General features: G+C 52.2%; 13 protein-coding genes. 6 read left to right on the plus strand and 7 right to left on the minus strand.

What is annotated here, in order from left to right:
* Positions 1–118: 118 nt before the first annotated feature.
* Positions 119–1,084, minus strand: a complete 966-nt coding sequence (locus K0H80_RS01275) for a LysR family transcriptional regulator (protein ID WP_144203881.1) — start codon at positions 1,082–1,084, stop codon at positions 119–121.
* 548 nt (positions 1,085–1,632) lie between these two features.
* On the opposite strand from K0H80_RS01275, the gene K0H80_RS01280 reads away from it, so the two are divergent.
* From K0H80_RS01280 to K0H80_RS01290, 3 genes are all read left to right on the plus strand, one after another.
* Entirely contained in the window at positions 1,633–2,328 is a 696-nt protein-coding gene (locus K0H80_RS01280) for a 4Fe-4S dicluster domain-containing protein (protein ID WP_011864051.1), read from the plus strand.
* Positions 2,329–2,337: 9 nt separating this feature from the next.
* A complete protein-coding gene (locus tag K0H80_RS01285; RefSeq protein ID WP_220072818.1) occupies positions 2,338–5,376 on the plus strand; it encodes a molybdopterin dinucleotide binding domain-containing protein in 3,039 nt (1,012 codons plus the stop codon).
* Between the two features lie 170 nt (positions 5,377–5,546).
* A complete protein-coding gene (locus K0H80_RS01290; RefSeq protein ID WP_220072819.1) occupies positions 5,547–6,146 on the plus strand; it encodes a hypothetical protein in 600 nt (199 codons plus the stop codon).
* Positions 6,147–6,639: 493 nt separating this feature from the next.
* Here the strand turns inward: K0H80_RS01290 and K0H80_RS01295 are convergent, their stop codons facing one another.
* From K0H80_RS01295 to K0H80_RS01320, 6 genes are all read right to left on the minus strand, one after another.
* Positions 6,640–8,016, minus strand: a complete 1,377-nt coding sequence (locus K0H80_RS01295) for a UvrD-helicase domain-containing protein (protein WP_220072820.1) — start codon at positions 8,014–8,016, stop codon at positions 6,640–6,642.
* A complete protein-coding gene (locus K0H80_RS01300) occupies positions 8,013–9,710 on the minus strand; it encodes an ATP-dependent nuclease (protein WP_220072821.1) in 1,698 nt (565 codons plus the stop codon). The genes K0H80_RS01295 and K0H80_RS01300 overlap by 4 nt, the downstream gene beginning before the upstream one ends.
* A gap of 593 nt (positions 9,711–10,303) precedes the next feature.
* Positions 10,304–10,882 (minus strand): lipid-binding SYLF domain-containing protein, encoded by a 579-nt coding sequence (locus tag K0H80_RS01305; RefSeq protein WP_011864062.1) that lies wholly within the window; start codon positions 10,880–10,882, stop codon positions 10,304–10,306.
* A gap of 135 nt (positions 10,883–11,017) precedes the next feature.
* Positions 11,018–13,096 (minus strand): S9 family peptidase, encoded by a 2,079-nt coding sequence (locus tag K0H80_RS01310; protein ID WP_220072822.1) that lies wholly within the window; start codon positions 13,094–13,096, stop codon positions 11,018–11,020.
* A gap of 101 nt (positions 13,097–13,197) precedes the next feature.
* Positions 13,198–14,085, minus strand: a complete 888-nt coding sequence (locus K0H80_RS01315) for a hypothetical protein (protein WP_220072823.1) — start codon at positions 14,083–14,085, stop codon at positions 13,198–13,200.
* A 173-nt stretch (positions 14,086–14,258) separates the two neighbouring features.
* A complete protein-coding gene (locus tag K0H80_RS01320) occupies positions 14,259–14,660 on the minus strand; it encodes a nitrous oxide-stimulated promoter family protein (protein WP_011864065.1) in 402 nt (133 codons plus the stop codon).
* Positions 14,661–14,982: 322 nt separating this feature from the next.
* Between K0H80_RS01320 and K0H80_RS01325 the strand changes: the two genes are divergently transcribed.
* The 3 genes from K0H80_RS01325 (at position 14,983) to K0H80_RS01335 (ending at position 17,817) form a co-directional block, all read left to right on the plus strand.
* Positions 14,983–15,783 carry a hypothetical protein gene (locus K0H80_RS01325; protein ID WP_220072824.1) on the plus strand — a complete coding sequence of 267 codons (801 nt, stop codon included), beginning with the start codon at positions 14,983–14,985 and terminating at the stop codon, positions 15,781–15,783.
* Between the two features lie 250 nt (positions 15,784–16,033).
* Complete coding sequence (locus K0H80_RS01330) at positions 16,034–16,345, plus strand: hypothetical protein (protein WP_220072825.1); 312 nt, start codon at positions 16,034–16,036, stop codon at positions 16,343–16,345.
* A 17-nt stretch (positions 16,346–16,362) separates the two neighbouring features.
* Positions 16,363–17,817 (plus strand): protein adenylyltransferase SelO, encoded by a 1,455-nt coding sequence (locus tag K0H80_RS01335; protein WP_220072826.1) that lies wholly within the window; start codon positions 16,363–16,365, stop codon positions 17,815–17,817.
* The last annotated feature ends 25 nt before the right edge of the window (positions 17,818–17,842 follow it).

Consider the following 17,842-nt stretch of genomic DNA (forward strand, 5'->3'; position numbering starts at 1 on the left):
CTCGCTGCATACCTGTTTTGTTATCGTTTTTCGATTTAAAAAGATGGCAAGACCAGCTGCGAAAGGGGTATGCAAGAGTGCCTCAGGTAGCTTGTCGGTCTCGCCATCAAAATCCTTGTCAGCGTTCTGCCGCCCTGCGCCAGGCGCTTTCCAGGCCGCAGATGAGCTTTGACTTCACCCAGTTGAAGGCGGCCGACTGATTGACGTTGCCATATAAGAGGTAATTGCCTATCTCGCGGTTTTCCCGGCGACGAATGCGGCAACGCTTGGCCAGCTCTTCGGGCAGCTTGACCCACTGCACTGCGGGTAACATGTCGACGAACTGGCGGGTAAATTCGTTGCAAACTAAGGTGATGGCATCAGATTCGCTCAGTAGGCGCATGGCGGTGGCCACGCTGTCGGTATAGCCGTCGACCTCCATGCACAGCTCCTCTTCGCGGCAGAGGTTCACCAGCAGCGGGCAACTCAGGTCGTCATAGTTGTCTATCTCTAGGCAGGCATATTGGGTGATGTTGTCCAGGGTGAGTTCCTGCTTGAGGATCGGATGGCCGCTGCGCGCCAGGATGTAGAGATTATCGGTGGCGGAAAACATCTCGGCGTTGAGGTTCTTACCGTTGAAGCCTTCATAGACCACCACGAAATCGACATCGCCATTGGCGAGATCGCTGCTGCAGTCTTGGGTCAACACCCTGACATCAAACTTCATGTTGGGCGCCTCGGTGAGGATCTCGTTGCGGATCACCTGTTGTACTGGGTAGATGAACTCATCGTAGGCGTGAATAACATATTGGCCGCCCGATTCAGCCGGGGTAAATACCGAGTGTTGCATCTCGAGCTTTTGATAGTGGGCCACCAATTCTCTGGCCATAGGGATCAGCTGGTGGGTCTTCTCTGTCGCGACGAAACCGGAACAGCGACGAATAAAGAGCGAGTCTTTAAATATGTCTCTTAAGATCTTTAGGGTGCGGCTCACACCTGAAGGCGTAATACCCAGTTCATTGGCAGCCTGATGACTCTGCCCGTGTTCATAGACGGCGATGAACACTTTTAATTGATTGTAATTAAGTTGGTCAATCTTATTCATGGTTGTGAACTGGGTAAATATATTGAGTTATTATCATCTATATATATCTACACACGTTCAGTGTTGAAAGTCACACTTTTAATATGGCCATTATTTAAAGTTTGCATTACTTCTCATGTTTTAATATCTGCATTTTGCAAAATGCGATATTTAAAATTTGCAGGATTTATATATCTTTCAGGCTAACTGGTACGAACGAACAACTTGTAGGCGGGCTATAGGCTAGGCCTTGCTATCTCTAGGGCGCGCCTAAGCTACTGTTTGGGCGGGATAACTGTTCGATTTGTGAACTTTCGATTTTATTTCATCAAATTTAAATTTATTTTTAATATGAGATGTTCGTCTTTTTATCGCTTCTATTATACCCGCTCTCTATAAATAATTTCATTGGATTTATATTTTTATTTGAATCGTGATCTCTATTTAGTTTTCAGTTTATAGCTTTATTGTCTGTTGCAAGTTTTATTATTGCGTGTGTATTTTAAATAATAAGAAACCTTCCAGAAGTCATGTTTTTATTTTAGAAAAACATAGTTAAGGATCTCGTTATGTTAGATCGGCGCTCGATATTAAAAATGGCGGCAGGTGGAGCTCTGCTCTCACTGGTGCCCGCCAGCACGCTACAAGCGAAAACCCTTGGAAAACGCTATGCCATGGTGTTTGACGTCAGACGTTGTACCGGCTGTCTCTCTTGTACCGTTTCATGTTCCGTTGAAAATCAAACCGATGCGGGTCGATGCCGTACCCGCGTCAATCAGGCTAGCCTGAGCTTAGGTGAGCGCATCGCCACCCTTGCGGTGCCGAACCAATGTAACCAGTGTGATAATCCTGTCTGCACTCAGGTCTGTCCGGTGGAGGCGACCTACAAGCGTAAGGAAGATGGCATAGTGGTGATCGACCACGAAGAGTGCATTCACTGCCAGCTGTGTGTCGATGCCTGTCCTTATGGCGCACGCCGCAAAGATGAGAGCCTGGATAACCCGCCCGAGAAGTGTAATTTCTGTATTCACCGCGTCACTCAGGGGCTGTTGCCTGCCTGCGTCGAGACCTGTATCGGCGGCGCCCGTACCTTTGGCGACCTCAACGATCCCGACAGCCAGGTCTCTAAGCTGGTGCGGGACAACAAGGTCTACGCCATGCTGTCCGAGGCTGGCACCTCGCCCAACATCTTCTACATTGGCTTACCGACATCGACCGATGATCAAGCCATTTTGAATCTCAATTATCTCGATTGGCAGCGCTAGGAGTCAAAGATGGATAGACGTAAGTTTTTAACTCAAGCCGGTCTGGTATCTGCCGCGACCATCACAGGTGCCGCCTGCAGTCGAGTCGATGCCGAGTCTGAGCCTCAGAAGACCCAGGACATTTCACGCTTCGGTCATCCCGTAGCTGCCGAAGGGGGCTTCGATGGCGAGGGCAAATGGCAAAAGACTGAGGGGGTGCGCACCGTCTATTCCCGCTGCTTTAGTTGTTACAACATCTGCGGCCTCAGGGTGCGTGTGGATGAGAAGACAGACAGAGTCTTGAAGGTGGGGGGCAACCCCTATTGTGAGAACAACTCTGGCTCACCACTGCCGCTGAGCACAGAGGTGAAGCAGAGCTTTATCGCCTTGGCGGGTGAGGCGGGGCTGAAGAATCGCGCCACCACCTGTGCCAAGGGGGCCAGCTGCGTCGACTCGGTTGACGATGAGCGCCGGGTGACTCGGGTGCTGAAACGCGCGGGTAAGCGCGGCGGTGGTGAGTGGGTCACCATCAGCTATGAACAGGCACTTGCCGAGATCATCGAGGGGGGCGATCTCTTCGGCGAAGGCCATGTGGATGGGCTGCGCGCCATTCGCCAGCTGGATCAGGAGGTGAAGCCGGGCCATAGCGAATTTGGCAGCAAGGCGAATCAGCTATTTGCCACCTTCTGCGCAGAAGATTATTTGCGCGGAAGCTTCTATTCTCGCTTCATGATGCAGTCATGGGGCACGGTTAACCTGGGGACTAAACACGCCTACTGCGGCGCCGCCCAGGCAACGGGTTATAGCCTGGGGATGGCGGCCGGATTCGAAGAATGGCTCAACGATGTCGACTGGGAAAACGTCGAGTATGGCCTGTTTATGGGCACCAGCCCTGGTTCATCGGGTGTCAGCCTGAACCGCGTCGGTCGAGGTCTTGCCAGCAGCCGTGTGGACCGTGGCTTTAAATATGTGTGTGTCGACCCCCTGCTGCGTACCACGGTCGCCGCCGATACCAATGCCACCTGGCTACCGGTCAAACCCGGTCAGGATGCGGCATTCTCCTTTGGGGTGATCCGTACCATGCTCGAGGAGCAGTGGTTTAACAAGTCGCACCTGGAAAATCCGAGCCAGAAGGCGGCCGAGGCCGCGGGTGAGCTTAACTACACCAACGCCGGTCATCTGGTGGTGATGGATCCTAAGCATCCAGAGTATCGCAAGTTTGCCAAGGCAAAAGATTTCGGTTTGGGTGGTGACGAGGCACTGATCATCAAGGCGGGCACTCAGACCTTAGCGTCGGCGGAGTCAGGCGACAAGGCCGAGCTGTTTGTCAGCAAACGTGTCACCGACAGCCGTGGCCGTAAGGTGACGCTGATGTCTTCTCTCTATCTGCTACGGGCCGAGGCGCAACGTACCAGTATGGAGGAGTATGCCAAGCGCAGTGGCATTGCGATCAAAGAGATGCGTCAGGTAGCGAAAGACCTGGCGCACTATGGCCGCAAGGCCTGTGTGGCAGGCAACGGCGGCACCAACTCATCTGACGGTTTTGTGATGGGCTGGATCTGGGCGACGCTTAATACCCTGGCGGGTTCCCACGATGCTAAGGGCGGCGCCATCTATGGCAATGGCCCTATCGGCGGCATGGAAGGTCTGTATGATCTGGCCAACATAGAAGGTGGCGTGTCGCTGGATGGTATCGTCAACGCCTGTCGCGATGGTGCCTACGAGGCCTCGACCGAATATCGTCTTAAGGTGGAGCAGGGCAAGAACCCTTATCCCGCCAGTACCCCTTGGCACGAGGTGCTGCCCGCCATGAATGCGGCCGAGCAGTGGACCAGCCATGCCAACGGCGACCCCTACAGCGCTAAGGTGTTGTTCAACTGGCGCAACAACTTCCTCTACAGCGCGGCGTCGATCAGTCAGGAGGTGGTGGCCAGCATCGCCGATCCTAAGCGCTTGCCGCTGGTGGTGGGGATCGACTGTCACATGAACGAGACCAACCGCTACGCCGATTACCTGATCCCGGACCGTTCCATGCTTGAAGAATATGCGGCGGATCGCATGTGGGGCGCCCATAAACTGGGCGTGGTGGCGGCATCGCCTGTGGTGACTCCGAGAACCGAGAAAAATGAGGCGGGTGAGCATATTTGCATGGAGCAGTTGCTGATCGATATCGCCCTCAAACTCGATTTGCCTGGCTTCGGTAAGGGCGCCCTGGCGACCAGCGATGGCCGTAAGGTGGACCTGTTAACCTTCGAGGATTGGCACGCCAGATACCTGGCCAACGTGGCGGCGCAGTGTGAACAGCTACCTAAGGTGACCGAGGAAGATCGCCTGTGGGCCGGGCTGGATTATGCCATGAAGCCGCTCAAGCCAAGACTTACCGCCGACGAGGCCGCCAAGGTCGAGGCCCTGCTGTCACGCGGTGGCTACTATCAGGAGGATGACCGTTATGAAGGCGACTTCATCAAGGGCGCCGGGCCTAAATGTCTGCAGATCTATCATCAGGAGGTAGCGCAGCTGCGTCATGCCTACTCGGGTGAGTTTTACCCAGGCACGCCGACCCTGCAGGAACATAAGTTCTGGAACGGCGATACCTGGGAGAGCCATTGGCCCCAGAGCGAATATCCGCTGCTGTTCTCCAGCTACAAGGCGACGGTGCGCTCTAACTATGCGGTGGCCTTCAAGCGGATCGGTGAGATCAGTCCCACCAACTTCGTCTATATGCACACAGATACCGCCAAGGCCCAGGGGCTAAAGGATGGCGATAGCGTGCGCATAGTAACCGCCAATGGCAAGCCCTGCGTCGGCACCCTGCAGACGGATGTGGGGGTCGCCAAGGGGGCTGTCTGTGTCTCTCACGGCTTTGGTCATAGCGAGGGCTTCGGCGGTGACGATCGCATCATCAACGGCGAGAAGTTAGCGGGAATCGCCAATCGCGCCGGCGGCACGGCGGTTAACCAGATGATCCCGGCGGATCCGACCCGCAACGGCGCCGCCAGTATGCTCAACGATTACTGGACTGGAGCCAACTGCCGTCACGGTATTCCGGTGCGGGTGGAGAAAGCCTAATCCTTGAATCGAATCATTAACCAAGCATAGTTTTAACCATAGCTTTTCTAAACATAGTTATCCTGTAAACCTTTCCCCGTCGCCTCGGCTTCGGGGGCTTTTTTTATTCAGCTTCAATTTATCTGTTCGTGCTAGTGTGAAGGTTCAATTTGATGGAGCATAAAAACAAGATGACTAAATCCCTATCACTATCTCTTGGCGCCAAATCACTTGGTGTTAGCGCCGCCCTATTGTTAGCCGCCCCTGCAATGGCGACCACGACCGAGCAGAGTCAATTTTTCGATGCGATTGCCGCCCATTGCGGCCAGGCCTTCGAGGGCAAGGTGACGGCGGGCAACAGCGCCGACTCGGCCTTCAGTGGCAAGCGTCTGGTGATGCATGTGCGCGAGTGTAGCGACAGCGAGCTCAAGGTGCCGTTTCATGTGGGTGAGGATCACTCCCGTACCTGGGTGATCACCAAGACAGACACAGGGCTGCGCCTCAAGCATGACCACAGACATCAAGATGGCAGCGAAGACAAGGTCACCATGTATGGCGGCGACACCCAAGATGGCGGCAGGGCCGAGCTGCAATCCTTCCCGGTCGATGCCTACTCTATCGACAACTTCAAACAAAATGGACTGACCCAATCGGTCACCAATGTGTGGCACATGGGGATCACCGAAAGCCAGTTTATCTATCGCCTCACCCGGGAGAATCGTGACTTTAAGGTGACGTTTGATCTGACCAAGCCGGTTGCCTTGCCGCCTACTCCATGGGGCCACGAGTAGCCTTGCAATGAAGGCTGGGCATTTTGTTTGGAGCCTGGCCGAGTTGGTATTTGATCGGGTTTTGAAGGTCGAACCTTCTCAGATACTTAGCGCCTGCACCGGCGGGTGCTGTATATGGATGTGTGAATGTCGTGATCACAGGGATGTTGTTACTTGTGAAGGCAAATTGAAGCTCGTACCTTCACCTTCATCAATTGCCTGCGGCAGGCTTATGTGCAAGCACTCTTTTGGCACACCACGAGCACTTCCATGTGGGCTTCACGGCGGCGTCCATGCCGCCGAGAGCCAAAAGCGTGCTTACACCTGTATCTAAACGTCTCTTCGATTTGGCGGCGTTGAGGAGGTAAGGGAGTAAAGCGTTAACTTATTTCTGCCCCAAAATAAGTTACAAGCTGCATTAAAGAAGATTATTTACATAGAGCCAATTAAATCTGACACATTGATTGAATCTGACTTCTATTGGACTCCACCTGTATTAATGGACAGATGTGTACTAGATGTGATTAACAAACCCTAATTCACCTAACACATTCCTAACAGCCGCCATATCTTCTTTAGCGAGCAACTCGTGATCTAAAGCTAACACCAGCCTCTTTTTGGCACGAGTTAGAGCGACATAGATTTTTTTCCATTCTTTATTAAATTGATTTGCTTTGCTAATACCATTTTGAGTTAAGTATTTCAGGGTATTAGGGCTAAGTATGATTACACACACATCAGCATCCAATCCCTTGATAGATTCGATACTTTGGACTTTGAATTGAACATCATTTTTAGTGCATGAATTGCATAGCTCATGTAATTGGGCGAAGTGCTGTTTATTAAGAGCCAATGAATGCCGAGCAATGAGTTTACTTATGGCTTTCTTATTATCTTCATTGATCGCATCGTCCATAAAGTCAGAAAAAGCTGCTTTAACAAACAAAGCTTTGTCTTTCTTGTGGTTAGAATCACGAATCATTTCCTCGATCTCTCGTGGGAATGAGTGTTTGTGTTTAGATGAAGTTGTATAGCGACCATTCTTTTTGTCGATACAAACAAGTTGTTTTGTATCTAAGTAGTTCGTTAGTAGATCGTCATATCGCCCGTCCGTCGATTCAATGTACATGAGTTCACCAACCATTTCTGATAGTGACTCTTGTTGCTGATTTTCATAACAGAAGCTGTTTGAGACAGTTAGTATCTCTCTGGGGACTCGCCTAGTTTGATTGTTGATCGGTAGTATGGTCGCGTATTTTTTTTGAGCTAATTTTTGAACGAAAGCATCAAGATCTTGGGGAAACTTGATTGCTTGTTTTGGATCTCCGATCATGTATATGTCAATATCGTTGCTGCCTAGAACTTCGAAAAAGCGAAGTGCATCTTTATCTAAGTCTTGGACTTCGTCGATGAATATCTTGTCAAAACAGCTTCCTAGAATAGCCAAAAGTCTGCGGACTTTATCTTTCTTCGCTCTGTTGTTGTGCTTGCTGGTGGTTTCATCAACAATTTGTTTAGCGATGTTGTAGACGCTCTCGGCATGAATGATGTTTTTATCTTTTAATCGCTTTAAGTGCCAGTTTTTGAATCTAGCATCGCTCGGTAACATCATTATTGATGCGTCGTTATACACATCTCCGAGAGTGAATGACGAGAATGGGTAGATTATTTCGTTTAACAAGAAGCTATGTACGGTCTGTATACAGAGATTCGACGGAATAAAGCCATGTTGTTTGATTATCTCTTGCTCTATCTTCGCTGTTGCAGAGTTTGTGTACGTCAGTGCAAATGTCTTTTTGTGACTAGTACAAGCTTCGATGTGCTCTATCAAAGTCTTTGCTAAGCCATAAGTTTTTCCAGCACCTGCACCAGCAATCTGTACTTCTATCATGATACAGCCTCGATAACCTCAGCGATGTGAGCTGGTAACTTGATATCCAGTGGATTCTCTTCATCAACCATCGCATCACATACATCAAGCATTCTTGCTGTCTTACCATTAATCATGTGTTTGGATACTGCGTCGAGGTCGCCTTTCATTTCGAATAAACCATTTAGTAAAGCTAGGTTGTCTTCTGCTTCTACTAAATCAATTTCAAGTGTGTAGTTTGTTGTTGTTCTTACAGTGACATTCGCATGCGCTGTGTCATAGGCATCATGTTTGGCTTTAGCCGCATCTGAATTGTCATAATCACGTACAACACCAATTTTCTTGTTCTGGTTATCTTTGTTCAAGGCTAGCCATATATCTAAGAAAGTGGCGTAACCACGTTGACCAATTGGAATAATATCAATGTCGTTGAGGGCTGGTTGTTTAGACAGATAAGTGCTGATTAGCATTTCTTCAGTCGGACCCTCTACGAGAATGACTTTGTTTGCAAACAGCAGCTTTAAGATGTCGAAGTTAGGTCTCTTTCTTAGATAGTCAACTAGCTTAGTTGGAGTATCAGACAGACTAATTGCTTTCTCGCCAGTAAACGCCAACACATTAGAGATCTTTAGCTTGTTGATGATCGATGGGTTATGGGTCGAAATGATAGTTTGTACAAGCGAGCCACTGTTGCTTGAGCTTTTCTCAATGAAGTCTCTTACTAAACGAAGGTTGTTAACGCTCAAGTGTGCTTCTGGTTCTTCTATACAGCACAAGTTGAATGTATCACCACATGACTTGTAGTAAGCAAACAGGATGAGTATGTAGATAAGATTTCGTTGTCCTAAGCCTTTTTGGTACAGAAATTCATTCCCGTATTTCAAAGTGATATTCGATAAGATGTTCTTCAAGTTGGGCAGGTTAGGAGTGCACTCAAGCTGTTTGATAATACTGTCGTAATTCTCAAAATCGTCATTAGTTCCAATGACTTTGTCGAATGTTTCAGTCTTTTCAATAGCACTAAAAAACTCAGAGTAGGCGGTATTGATCTGACCTTTGTCGTCATCGTTGAGAGTGTTCATAAGCAATTTGGTGAAAATGCTATTGGACTTCATTGAACTGCTTTCTGAGAAGTCATCTCGCTCTGCATTGATGCTATGGAGACTGACGTGTTTTAAATCACTGTATGCGATAGGCTTTTCGTTGTTCACAGAGACGACTTGGTAGTCGTATAGCTCAACGGGTAGAGTAAACCAGTTAATATCATCTAAAGTCTTACCAGCGAGCGATTTCTTCACGACCTCAAGCAAATCTTTGTCGTCTTTAGGCTTAAAGTCGTATCTGATTTTGTAAGTTTCGTTATCTCCATCTGCAACAATCCACTTAGCTAACAGTGCTGTTTCATAAGCATCTTTCGGATCAGCGAACTCTACGGTTACTGATACTTTAGGGATCTTTTTAAGCTGATTCTCTTCGGTGTCATCATTGACAACGGACGTTAGAAAATCAATAACGGAATCTTTGTTGATATCAGAAACACTCAAACGCTTCTGGTTGAAGTCTATTAGGTTGCCGCTTAACGGTAACGAAAGTGCGGTGAAAAAGTTCGTCTTACCAGTATCGTTTTCACCAATGACAACTGTTAGCTGTTGAAGCTGTGCTTCGAAAAAGCGAAAGCTGCGATAGTTGTTGATCGTTACCTTTCTAATGTACATAAGAGTTCCCTTAAATAGCATACAAGTGCATATGCCATCAATGTACAACAAATCATGTCGTTACAGTATTGATCTAATAATTGTTGGTGCCCAACTGTGATAACTCGTAACTCAGAAATGTTCAAAAATGATTTTGCTTTTGACTTTCCTGTCAGGTTCAAAAGCGGCTAAATCGAAGAGACAGATAACTAGGTGTAAACACATTTGTGACCTTCCGAGGCATGGATGCCGAGGTAGAGCTCACATGGAGGTGCTCGTAGCGTGTCACAAATGTGTTTGCACATAAGCCTGCCGCAGGCAATTTATACACCATGAAGCCATGGTTCAATGTTAACCTTCCAAATATCAAAATGAGTTTGATGCTCAGTTAATAAGCTTTTCGATGAAATGCAGCTAGATAGTCTAGTGCTGCACCTGCCGCAGGCAATAAGTTCACCATGAAGCTATGGCTTCAAATCCCATTTATAAATCCCTAAGTAGGTCGAACATCCCCCCCTAGAGAACCGATCTGATCCACTATCAAGCCGACTATCGAAGATGTCCCAGAGGTTGGAAGAAAGGAGGGAGCCATCTGACTCCCCCACAGATGCCCCTTATTTGGGTTCAAAGGTAAAAGACTGTCCGGCCAGTGCGGCCTCATACATCAGGCCACCCTTGGCGGCGGTGAAAATTGCCATGCCGTTGATGTAGGCGGCGCTGGCGGCCTTGTTGGCACCCGAGTGGCCTGCGCCTGCGGAGTTACCTGTGGTGCCCACCTGGGCATTGGCGCCGACATTGATGGCGACTGCCGAGGCGGTAGCACCAAACTCGAAGCTGCCGCTGGTAAACTCTTGATAAGCTTTGGCATCTTTGAAGAAGATGATCTCGCTGTAGGCCTGTCCGCCGAGCTGGAAGCCTATGGACAGCTGGGTCAGGCTGGAGTCGCCGGTGTGGGCACCGCCCTTGTAGACACGGCCCTTACCGTAGGCGGCACCTATGCCTATGCCGCCCTTGCCGACGGTGGGAAAGATGGCGTAGCCATAGGCGGAGTTGAAAAACTTCTGGGTGTCTGGGGCTTTCTTGAAGTTGGCGATCGCTTCGCTGTAGCTGTCGGCGGCGAGCGTCATGGGGGACGTCAATAATCCCAATGCCACACAACAGCTTAGAATTAGGGTAGACAGATACTTATGCATGATGACCTCCATCGATTTGGATGGTTTTAGCATAGTTCGACTGATTAAGAATGAAAACGGCCATTGATGAAAAAAGCGCCAGAACTGGCGCTTTTTCGATTGATGTCAGCTCGGGTTCAGCTAACAAATAGGCTTTTACTTAGCTTCGTCCATCTGCTTACCCAGCACATAGTGCTCGAACCACTGCTTGTCCCAGTCCATCTTGGCCTGTCTGTGCTGGTACTTGCTCAGACCATGGCCCTCACCCGGATACACCACCAACTCGACCGGTACATTCAGGTAGTGCTTCAGGGCGCGGTAGAGACCCTGGGCATGACCCAGTGGTACGCGCTGATCATTTTCGCCTATGTGGATCAGGGTCGGTGTCTTGATCTTGTCGGCATGGGTCAGCGACGAGCCGTGGGTGTAGGCCTCTGGCTTCTCCCAGGGCAGGCCCTGCATGAAGTTGATCACATGGCCTGGGGTGTCCTCCAGCATCCACTGCAGACGCTGGTCGAATACGCCGGCCCCCGAGCTGGCGGCCTTGAAGCGGTTGGTGGTGCTGATGAGGGCGTTGGTGAGGTAGCCGCCGTTACTCCAGCCCATCACCGCCATCTTGTCACCGTCGGCTATGCCCTGTTTGATCAGATGATCGACACCGGCCATGATGTCGGCCACCTCGATCTCATGCTCCTGGCCCACCAGGTCCGTGAGGAACTTGTCGCCATAGCCGGTAGAGCCGCGGTAGTTAGGCGAGAGTAGCGCCCAGCCGTTGGCGGTGAAGGTGGCGCGGCCGTAGGATCTGTGTTGCAGCGCATAGGGGGTGGCCGAGGTCGGACCGCCGTGGATCTGCACGATCAGCGGCAGCGGGCCGTCACTCTTCTTATAACCTGCGGGCAGATCCAGGATCCCCTCCACCTGGCTGCCGTCCGGCGCGGTCCATTTCACTATCGAGATCTCTGGCAGGATCCAGCTGTCGACCTGAGGGTTGATGTTGGTCAGGCGCTTGTACTTGGCCTTCTTGCTGGCGGCATCGGCGATGAAGAGGTCGCTGAAATGATCCAGGCCGTTGTGGCTGAAGGCCAGTTTCTTGCCATTGTGGGTGAAGCTATAGCTGCCCATTACCAGATCGCCTGCCAGCACGGTACGGGTGTCCCCTTGCCCCTGGTTATCTACCTCGCTACAGAAGAGTTTGACCCTGGCGTGGTCGTAGCCGCGGTAACAGAGCTCGTCGCTGCCAGGTCGCCAGTGGATGTCGCCGGAGTTGAAGGTGACATCAGCCTCTGTCTTCACCTGAATTAGCTTGGCCTTGTCGTCCTGTGGCTTGGCCACAAACAACTTGCCCGGGTGGCCGTCGAAGTCGATACGAAACGCCAGGCGTTGGTTGTCTTCATGCCAGGCCAGGCCCAGTAGCCAGCCGTAAGGCGAGGGCGCCTGTTCGCGCCAGGCGCTGTCTTCCAGCACCTTGTTCTGCTGTGACTGGGTGTTGAATACCTCTATGTTTGACCAGCCTTCCAGGTTAACCAGTTCGTTGTCCTGAGTGGTGATACGGGCGATCTGGCTGGCGTCTTGGTTGACGCTGAAGTTCCACACCACCTTGTCATCGTCCAGCACCAGGCTCTGTTGGTAGTGGTCGAGATCTAGCTTGTAGAGGGGGTTGGTGGTGACCTTGCCGTGACCATACTTAGGCGCGCCGTGTTTGGCTCTTACCTTGGCCCAGATATCTTTGTCTGTAGTGCTCTTGTTGGCGAGGAAGTAGAGGCTCTTGCCATCTTGGCTGAGCTGGAACTGTTTTACTCCCTCGGCTTCCTTGGTGACAGGGACGGCTTCTGTGCTGCCCAGGTTGATTCTGAACACCTGAGCCTTGCCGTTGTAGGGGGCCTTGTTGTCTTCGCGGCTCTGCTTGACCAGATAGTAGATGGTGCTGCCGTCCGGGCTCCACTGAGGGCTGGACTCGCTCTCGTTGGTGAAGGTGAGGCGGTTGGTCTTGCGTGACTTGGTATCGATAAGCCAGAGATCTTTCTGCGCCTTGTCCAGCTCCTTGTCCCAGCGGGATTCTAGCCAGAGTGCATGTTTGCCATCTGGGCTGAGCTGAACATTGCCCATGTTGCCTATGGTGAAAAAGTCATCCGTGGTGATCTGGTGAGTGCGCTCGGCGGCCAATACGCCGCTGCTCAGTCCCATGGCGACCGCACAGATCGCCGCCAACGCGGTGAGTTGATATCCCCTTCCCATCTTGATCCCTTCTCTAGTGATTGCTTGCGTAATTCTTGTTAATTGAGGTGGTTAAGCCCGGATACATTAACGCAAAACCGCTTAGGTATAAATTGAGTTAATTATTTTTTGTCGGATTGCAGCAGTTGTTGCAGATAATTGAGCTCTTCGGCGTTCAGCAGCTGACGGCTGCTGTTTGGACGCGCCTGGGTTTGCAGGTCTGGGAAGAGGCGGCCCCTGAGATAGGCAGACATGGTGATCTGCTTGAGGCCGTAGAGGGCCAGCAGGTAAAGGCTGAGGAGCAGAAACAGTCGGGTGCTCGCCTGAGCCGCCAGGCTCACCTTATCCCCCAGCAGGTAGGGCAGTATGACTAATCCCATACGCACCAGCCAGTTGGTCAACATGGCCAGCGTCAGCGCCAGCAGCCATCTGAACTTGATATCCTTGAGACTGTCCTGATGGGCGCGGTGAGCGCGTCCCTTGAAGCGGCGCAGCAGGCGCCAGATGGCGTAGAAATAGAGACCGGTCTGCAGCACCAGCAGCAGGGGTAGCACAGTACCCAGCAGGGTGACATGGTTAAACTGGGTCACTCTGCTGGTCGAGACCAGCTGGCGCATCTCACCGCTCAGCAGCGCGCTGAGGCCTATCACCAGCACCAGGGCGATGGCGGGGATGAAGTGGCGTGACAGGCCGATAGAACCCTTGATGTCGTGCAGGCTGCGATAGCAATAGAGATACAGCATGGGCATCAGCAGGAAATAGGCCGGGATCAGTAGGATAAACAGCTGTTGCAGCGGCAGGGGTGAGTTGTCTCTGTTGAGCAGGCCGGTGAGGAAGTAGAGGGCCAGCAGGCTGAAGATGGCGCCTAGCAGTTTGTGGTTGTCGTTGCGGTCACGATACAGATATCTGAGGTAGAGTCCCAGGCCGATACAGTGCAGGCCACCCAGCAATGAGAGCCACCAGTATCCTTCGAATAACAAGCCGTGAGAGTGCGTATCCATAGTGCTCATTGTTGACGCAAAATGGCCGGCGAGGCAAGCGTGAGGTGGGATTTCGTCTCGAAATGCCATCAAGGGTTAAGGCGCTGATCTCAGCTTGGAAATAACGGGTTAACCCAAGGTGAATATTGGGCGTTATTGGCGCGGCTAAACGCCGGGCCGATTCAGCTGGAATCAACCCAGATCTAAGAGGAGGGTTTCTGCTCCTTGGCCAGACGCAGGTGACGGTTAGACGCCGCCGCGGGGGGCTTGCCCGGTACAGGGCCGCGTTCGGCCCACAGGTGACGTATCGCCATGATGGGGTGGGGCAGCAGCATGCGCGGGCCGGAATAGATCATTATCTCTCTTGCCTTGGCCTTCGGCTCAGGCTTGTAGCAATGCACAGGGCACTTGTTGCAGGTGGGTTTGTCCTGACCATAGGGGCAGCGGTCCAGCCTGGTGTGGGCATACTCGAGAAACTCGCTGCATTCTGGGCAGTTGGCCACATCGCCCTTGGCCTGGCAGTGGTCTTTGCAATAGATATGTACCATGGCGGCGATGGTCTTAAACTCTCGCAGCAGCTTACCACTTAGGATCTCTTGGCTCATGATATATCCGACTTCTTTACTGGGTTATAGCTAGCCTAGCCCGAGGCGAACGGGAACACAAAAGCAAGCGGCGAAATTATGAAGATGCGCACAAAATGGCACTTTTAGTCGGTGCCGTCCGCCGCTGAAAATCACGGCAGAAAAGGCCATTTTTACCCCCTAAGCATGATTTTCACGGCTGTTTTTGATACCCGAGCGAAAAAGAGGTATAAATATTTGATTTATAGCAAGAGAATCGACTAATAATATCGGTTAATATCTAGACATATTTGCGATATGAAAATGCCTGATACTGGGCGCGATTAATCAACGGTGGATGATAATGAAATATATAGCCATTATTTTGCTGGTAGCGGTGGGCGTTTACCTGTACAAACGAGCGCAGCGACTGGCACAGGAAGAGCAACAAGCAACCCAGAAACCGGTTGAGAAGGTGGTATCAGGCGAGGCCGTGAATGTGCCTAGCCAAGAAATGGACCAAGAAGCGGAAAAGGTGGTTTCGACCCCAGCCGATGAGGGCGTGACCTTCGAACCTGTCGAGCCCGTTGAGACAAAGGCTGTTGAGACAGCTGCCGTCGAAGAGACTGTCGTAGAAGTTGTCGAAGAGAAGAAACCGACCGAGGCAGTACTTGAGGTTGAACAAGCTCCCGAGCAGCTTGCTGAAGAGCCAGAGCCAGAGCCAGAGCCAGAGCCAGAGCCAGAGCCAGAGCCAGAGCCAGCCTTCAAGATGCTGGCGGTGACCGACGAGTCATGGGCGAATGACAAGCTGAGCGCGTCTTTAGCCCAATGTCGTGCCGAACCAGAGGCCGAAGGTAAGCATGTGGCGCTGCTACAGGCGATCGCCGAGTGTTACAAGCAGCGTAAGCAGGAAGAGTACCGCGAATATGGCGCAGCGCTGTCGCCATATTATCAATCGCTGTTTGCGGCACTGCCAGCCCCTACCAAGGAGAAGGGTGTCGGCTTCATGCACCTGGCCACCCTGCTTAACGACTGTGGTGACTTCGATGGTGCCATCGCAATCTGCCAGGCGGCTATAGGTTATGGCCTCTCAGACGGTACGGTTACCGGTTTCGAGGGACGTATCACTCGCATCGAGAAGGCCAAGGCGAAGGCGCAGGCCTGATCTTAGCCCCGGCAGTAATCTACTGCATCGCGGCGAATAGCCGTGTAAACTAGTCAAGCAATACTAAAGAGGCGATCTGAGTGTCGCCTTTTTTATGTCCGGAACATTTATGCCCTATCCGCAGGATGACTGGTAAGAGTCCCGGGGATGGAAAGAAAATGACGTTATGTCCGGAACATTTATGTCTCTGGTCGCAGGGCCATATTGGCCTTGGTTTAGGTTGGACAATCTGTGGTAACAGGAGATTAAAATGCGCAGCATGATGGCTTTCGCGGCGTTACTATTAACTATGACGGCTTGCACTCAGGTGCCACAATGGACCCTCTTCTATTATCCCGATGCGGCGCCGGGTGAATCCGCCGAGGTGCTGGCGAGTCAAGGTGAGCTGGATCAGCACATAAGCGGCTACTATCAGCAGCTGGATCAGTGCCTGGCAAAGGGCGCCGGTATGGTGAAGCTGAGTCAGACGGGTAGCGGCAGTTATCTGTGCGGTGAACTATGTCAGCGCAATGAGGCGGGCGCGCTTAAGTGTCAACGCCTGGAAACTCTGGCAAGCCAGTGAAGCATAAGGGTTAGCCAATGAAGTTTAAGCAAGATTATTTCGACCAGCTGAGCGGGTTTTATTCCCAGGTGACCCCTCAGGGGCTGCCGCGCCCTCAGTGGCTGGCATGGAGTGAAGATGCCGCCGCGCTAATTGGGCTTAAGCAGCCCGATGATGAGTTGCTGCAGGGGCTGGCGGGCAATCAGGCTATCCCGGGTGCCAGCTATTATGCCCAGGTCTATAGCGGCCATCAGTTTGGCGGCTACTCGCCTCAGCTTGGCGACGGCCGCTCCATCATTCTTGGTGAGGCCGAGGGCCCACAGGGCTACTGGGATGTGGCGCTAAAAGGAGCAGGCATGACTCCCTATTCCCGTCATGGCGACGGCCGCGCCGTATTGCGCAGCGCGGTGCGCGAGTTTCTGGTTTCCGAGGCGCTGCATCATCTCAATATCCCCACGACACGGGCCCTGGCGGTGATCGGATCCGACTTGCCCGTGTGGCGTGAGACTCAGGAGACGGCGGCCATTACCGTGCGTCTGGCCAAGAGCCATATCCGCTTCGGTCATTTCGAGTTCTTCTGCCACAGCGAGCAGGGCAGCAAGGATAAGCTCAAGCAGCTGCTCGACTTTACCCTGAGTCAGCACTATCCCGAGTTGAGCCGTGATCAGGCCGGTTACATCGCCTGGTTTAACCGTGTGGTGGCCGATACCGCCAAGTTGATCGCCCACTGGCAGGCCGTCGGCTTCGCCCATGGGGTGATGAACACAGACAACATGTCGATCCTCGGCGACAGCTTCGATTTCGGTCCCTTCGCCTTCCTCGATACCTTCGAGGAGGACTTTATCTGTAACCATTCGGATCCCAATGGTCGCTATGCCTTCGGTCAGCAGCCGGGCGTCGGCCTGTGGAACCTGCAGCGTCTGGCCCAGGCTTTAGTGCCGATTATCGCCTCGGACGATCTAATCGCCGCCCTCAATACCTACCAGCATCACCTGGTGCAGGCCTATCTGGTCTTGATGCGCGATAAGCTGGGCATCAAGTTGGTTGAGTCGGCAGGCAGTGAGCAAGATGAGGTGGACCTGCAGCTGATCGGCGGCTTTACCCAGCTGATGGAGGCTAACCGTCTGGATCACACCAACACCTGGCGCCGCTTTGCCCAGCTGGATCCGAATAGCCAACACTCCTCCCTCAGGGATGATTTTATCGATCTCGCCGGTTTCGATACCTGGTATCAGGCCTATCGCGAGCGCCTGGGGCAGGTGAGTGATGTGGCCGGCTGGCAGGCGGCGCGGGCACAGGTGAATCCAAAGTATGTGCTGCGCAACTATCTGGCCCAGGAGGCGATTATCGCCTGTGAAGAGGGTAATACCCAGCCACTGGCCGATCTGCACCAGTTGCTGACACGCCCCTACGACGAGCAGCCAGAGAAGGAAGCCTACGCCAAGCGCCCACCCGAGTGGGGACAGGGACTTATCATGTCCTGTAGCAGCTAGCCGGCCGAGATAACCGCGCGTGGGC

The organism is Shewanella aegiceratis (assembly GCF_019457495.1).
Taxonomy (GTDB): domain Bacteria; phylum Pseudomonadota; class Gammaproteobacteria; order Enterobacterales; family Shewanellaceae; genus Shewanella; species Shewanella loihica.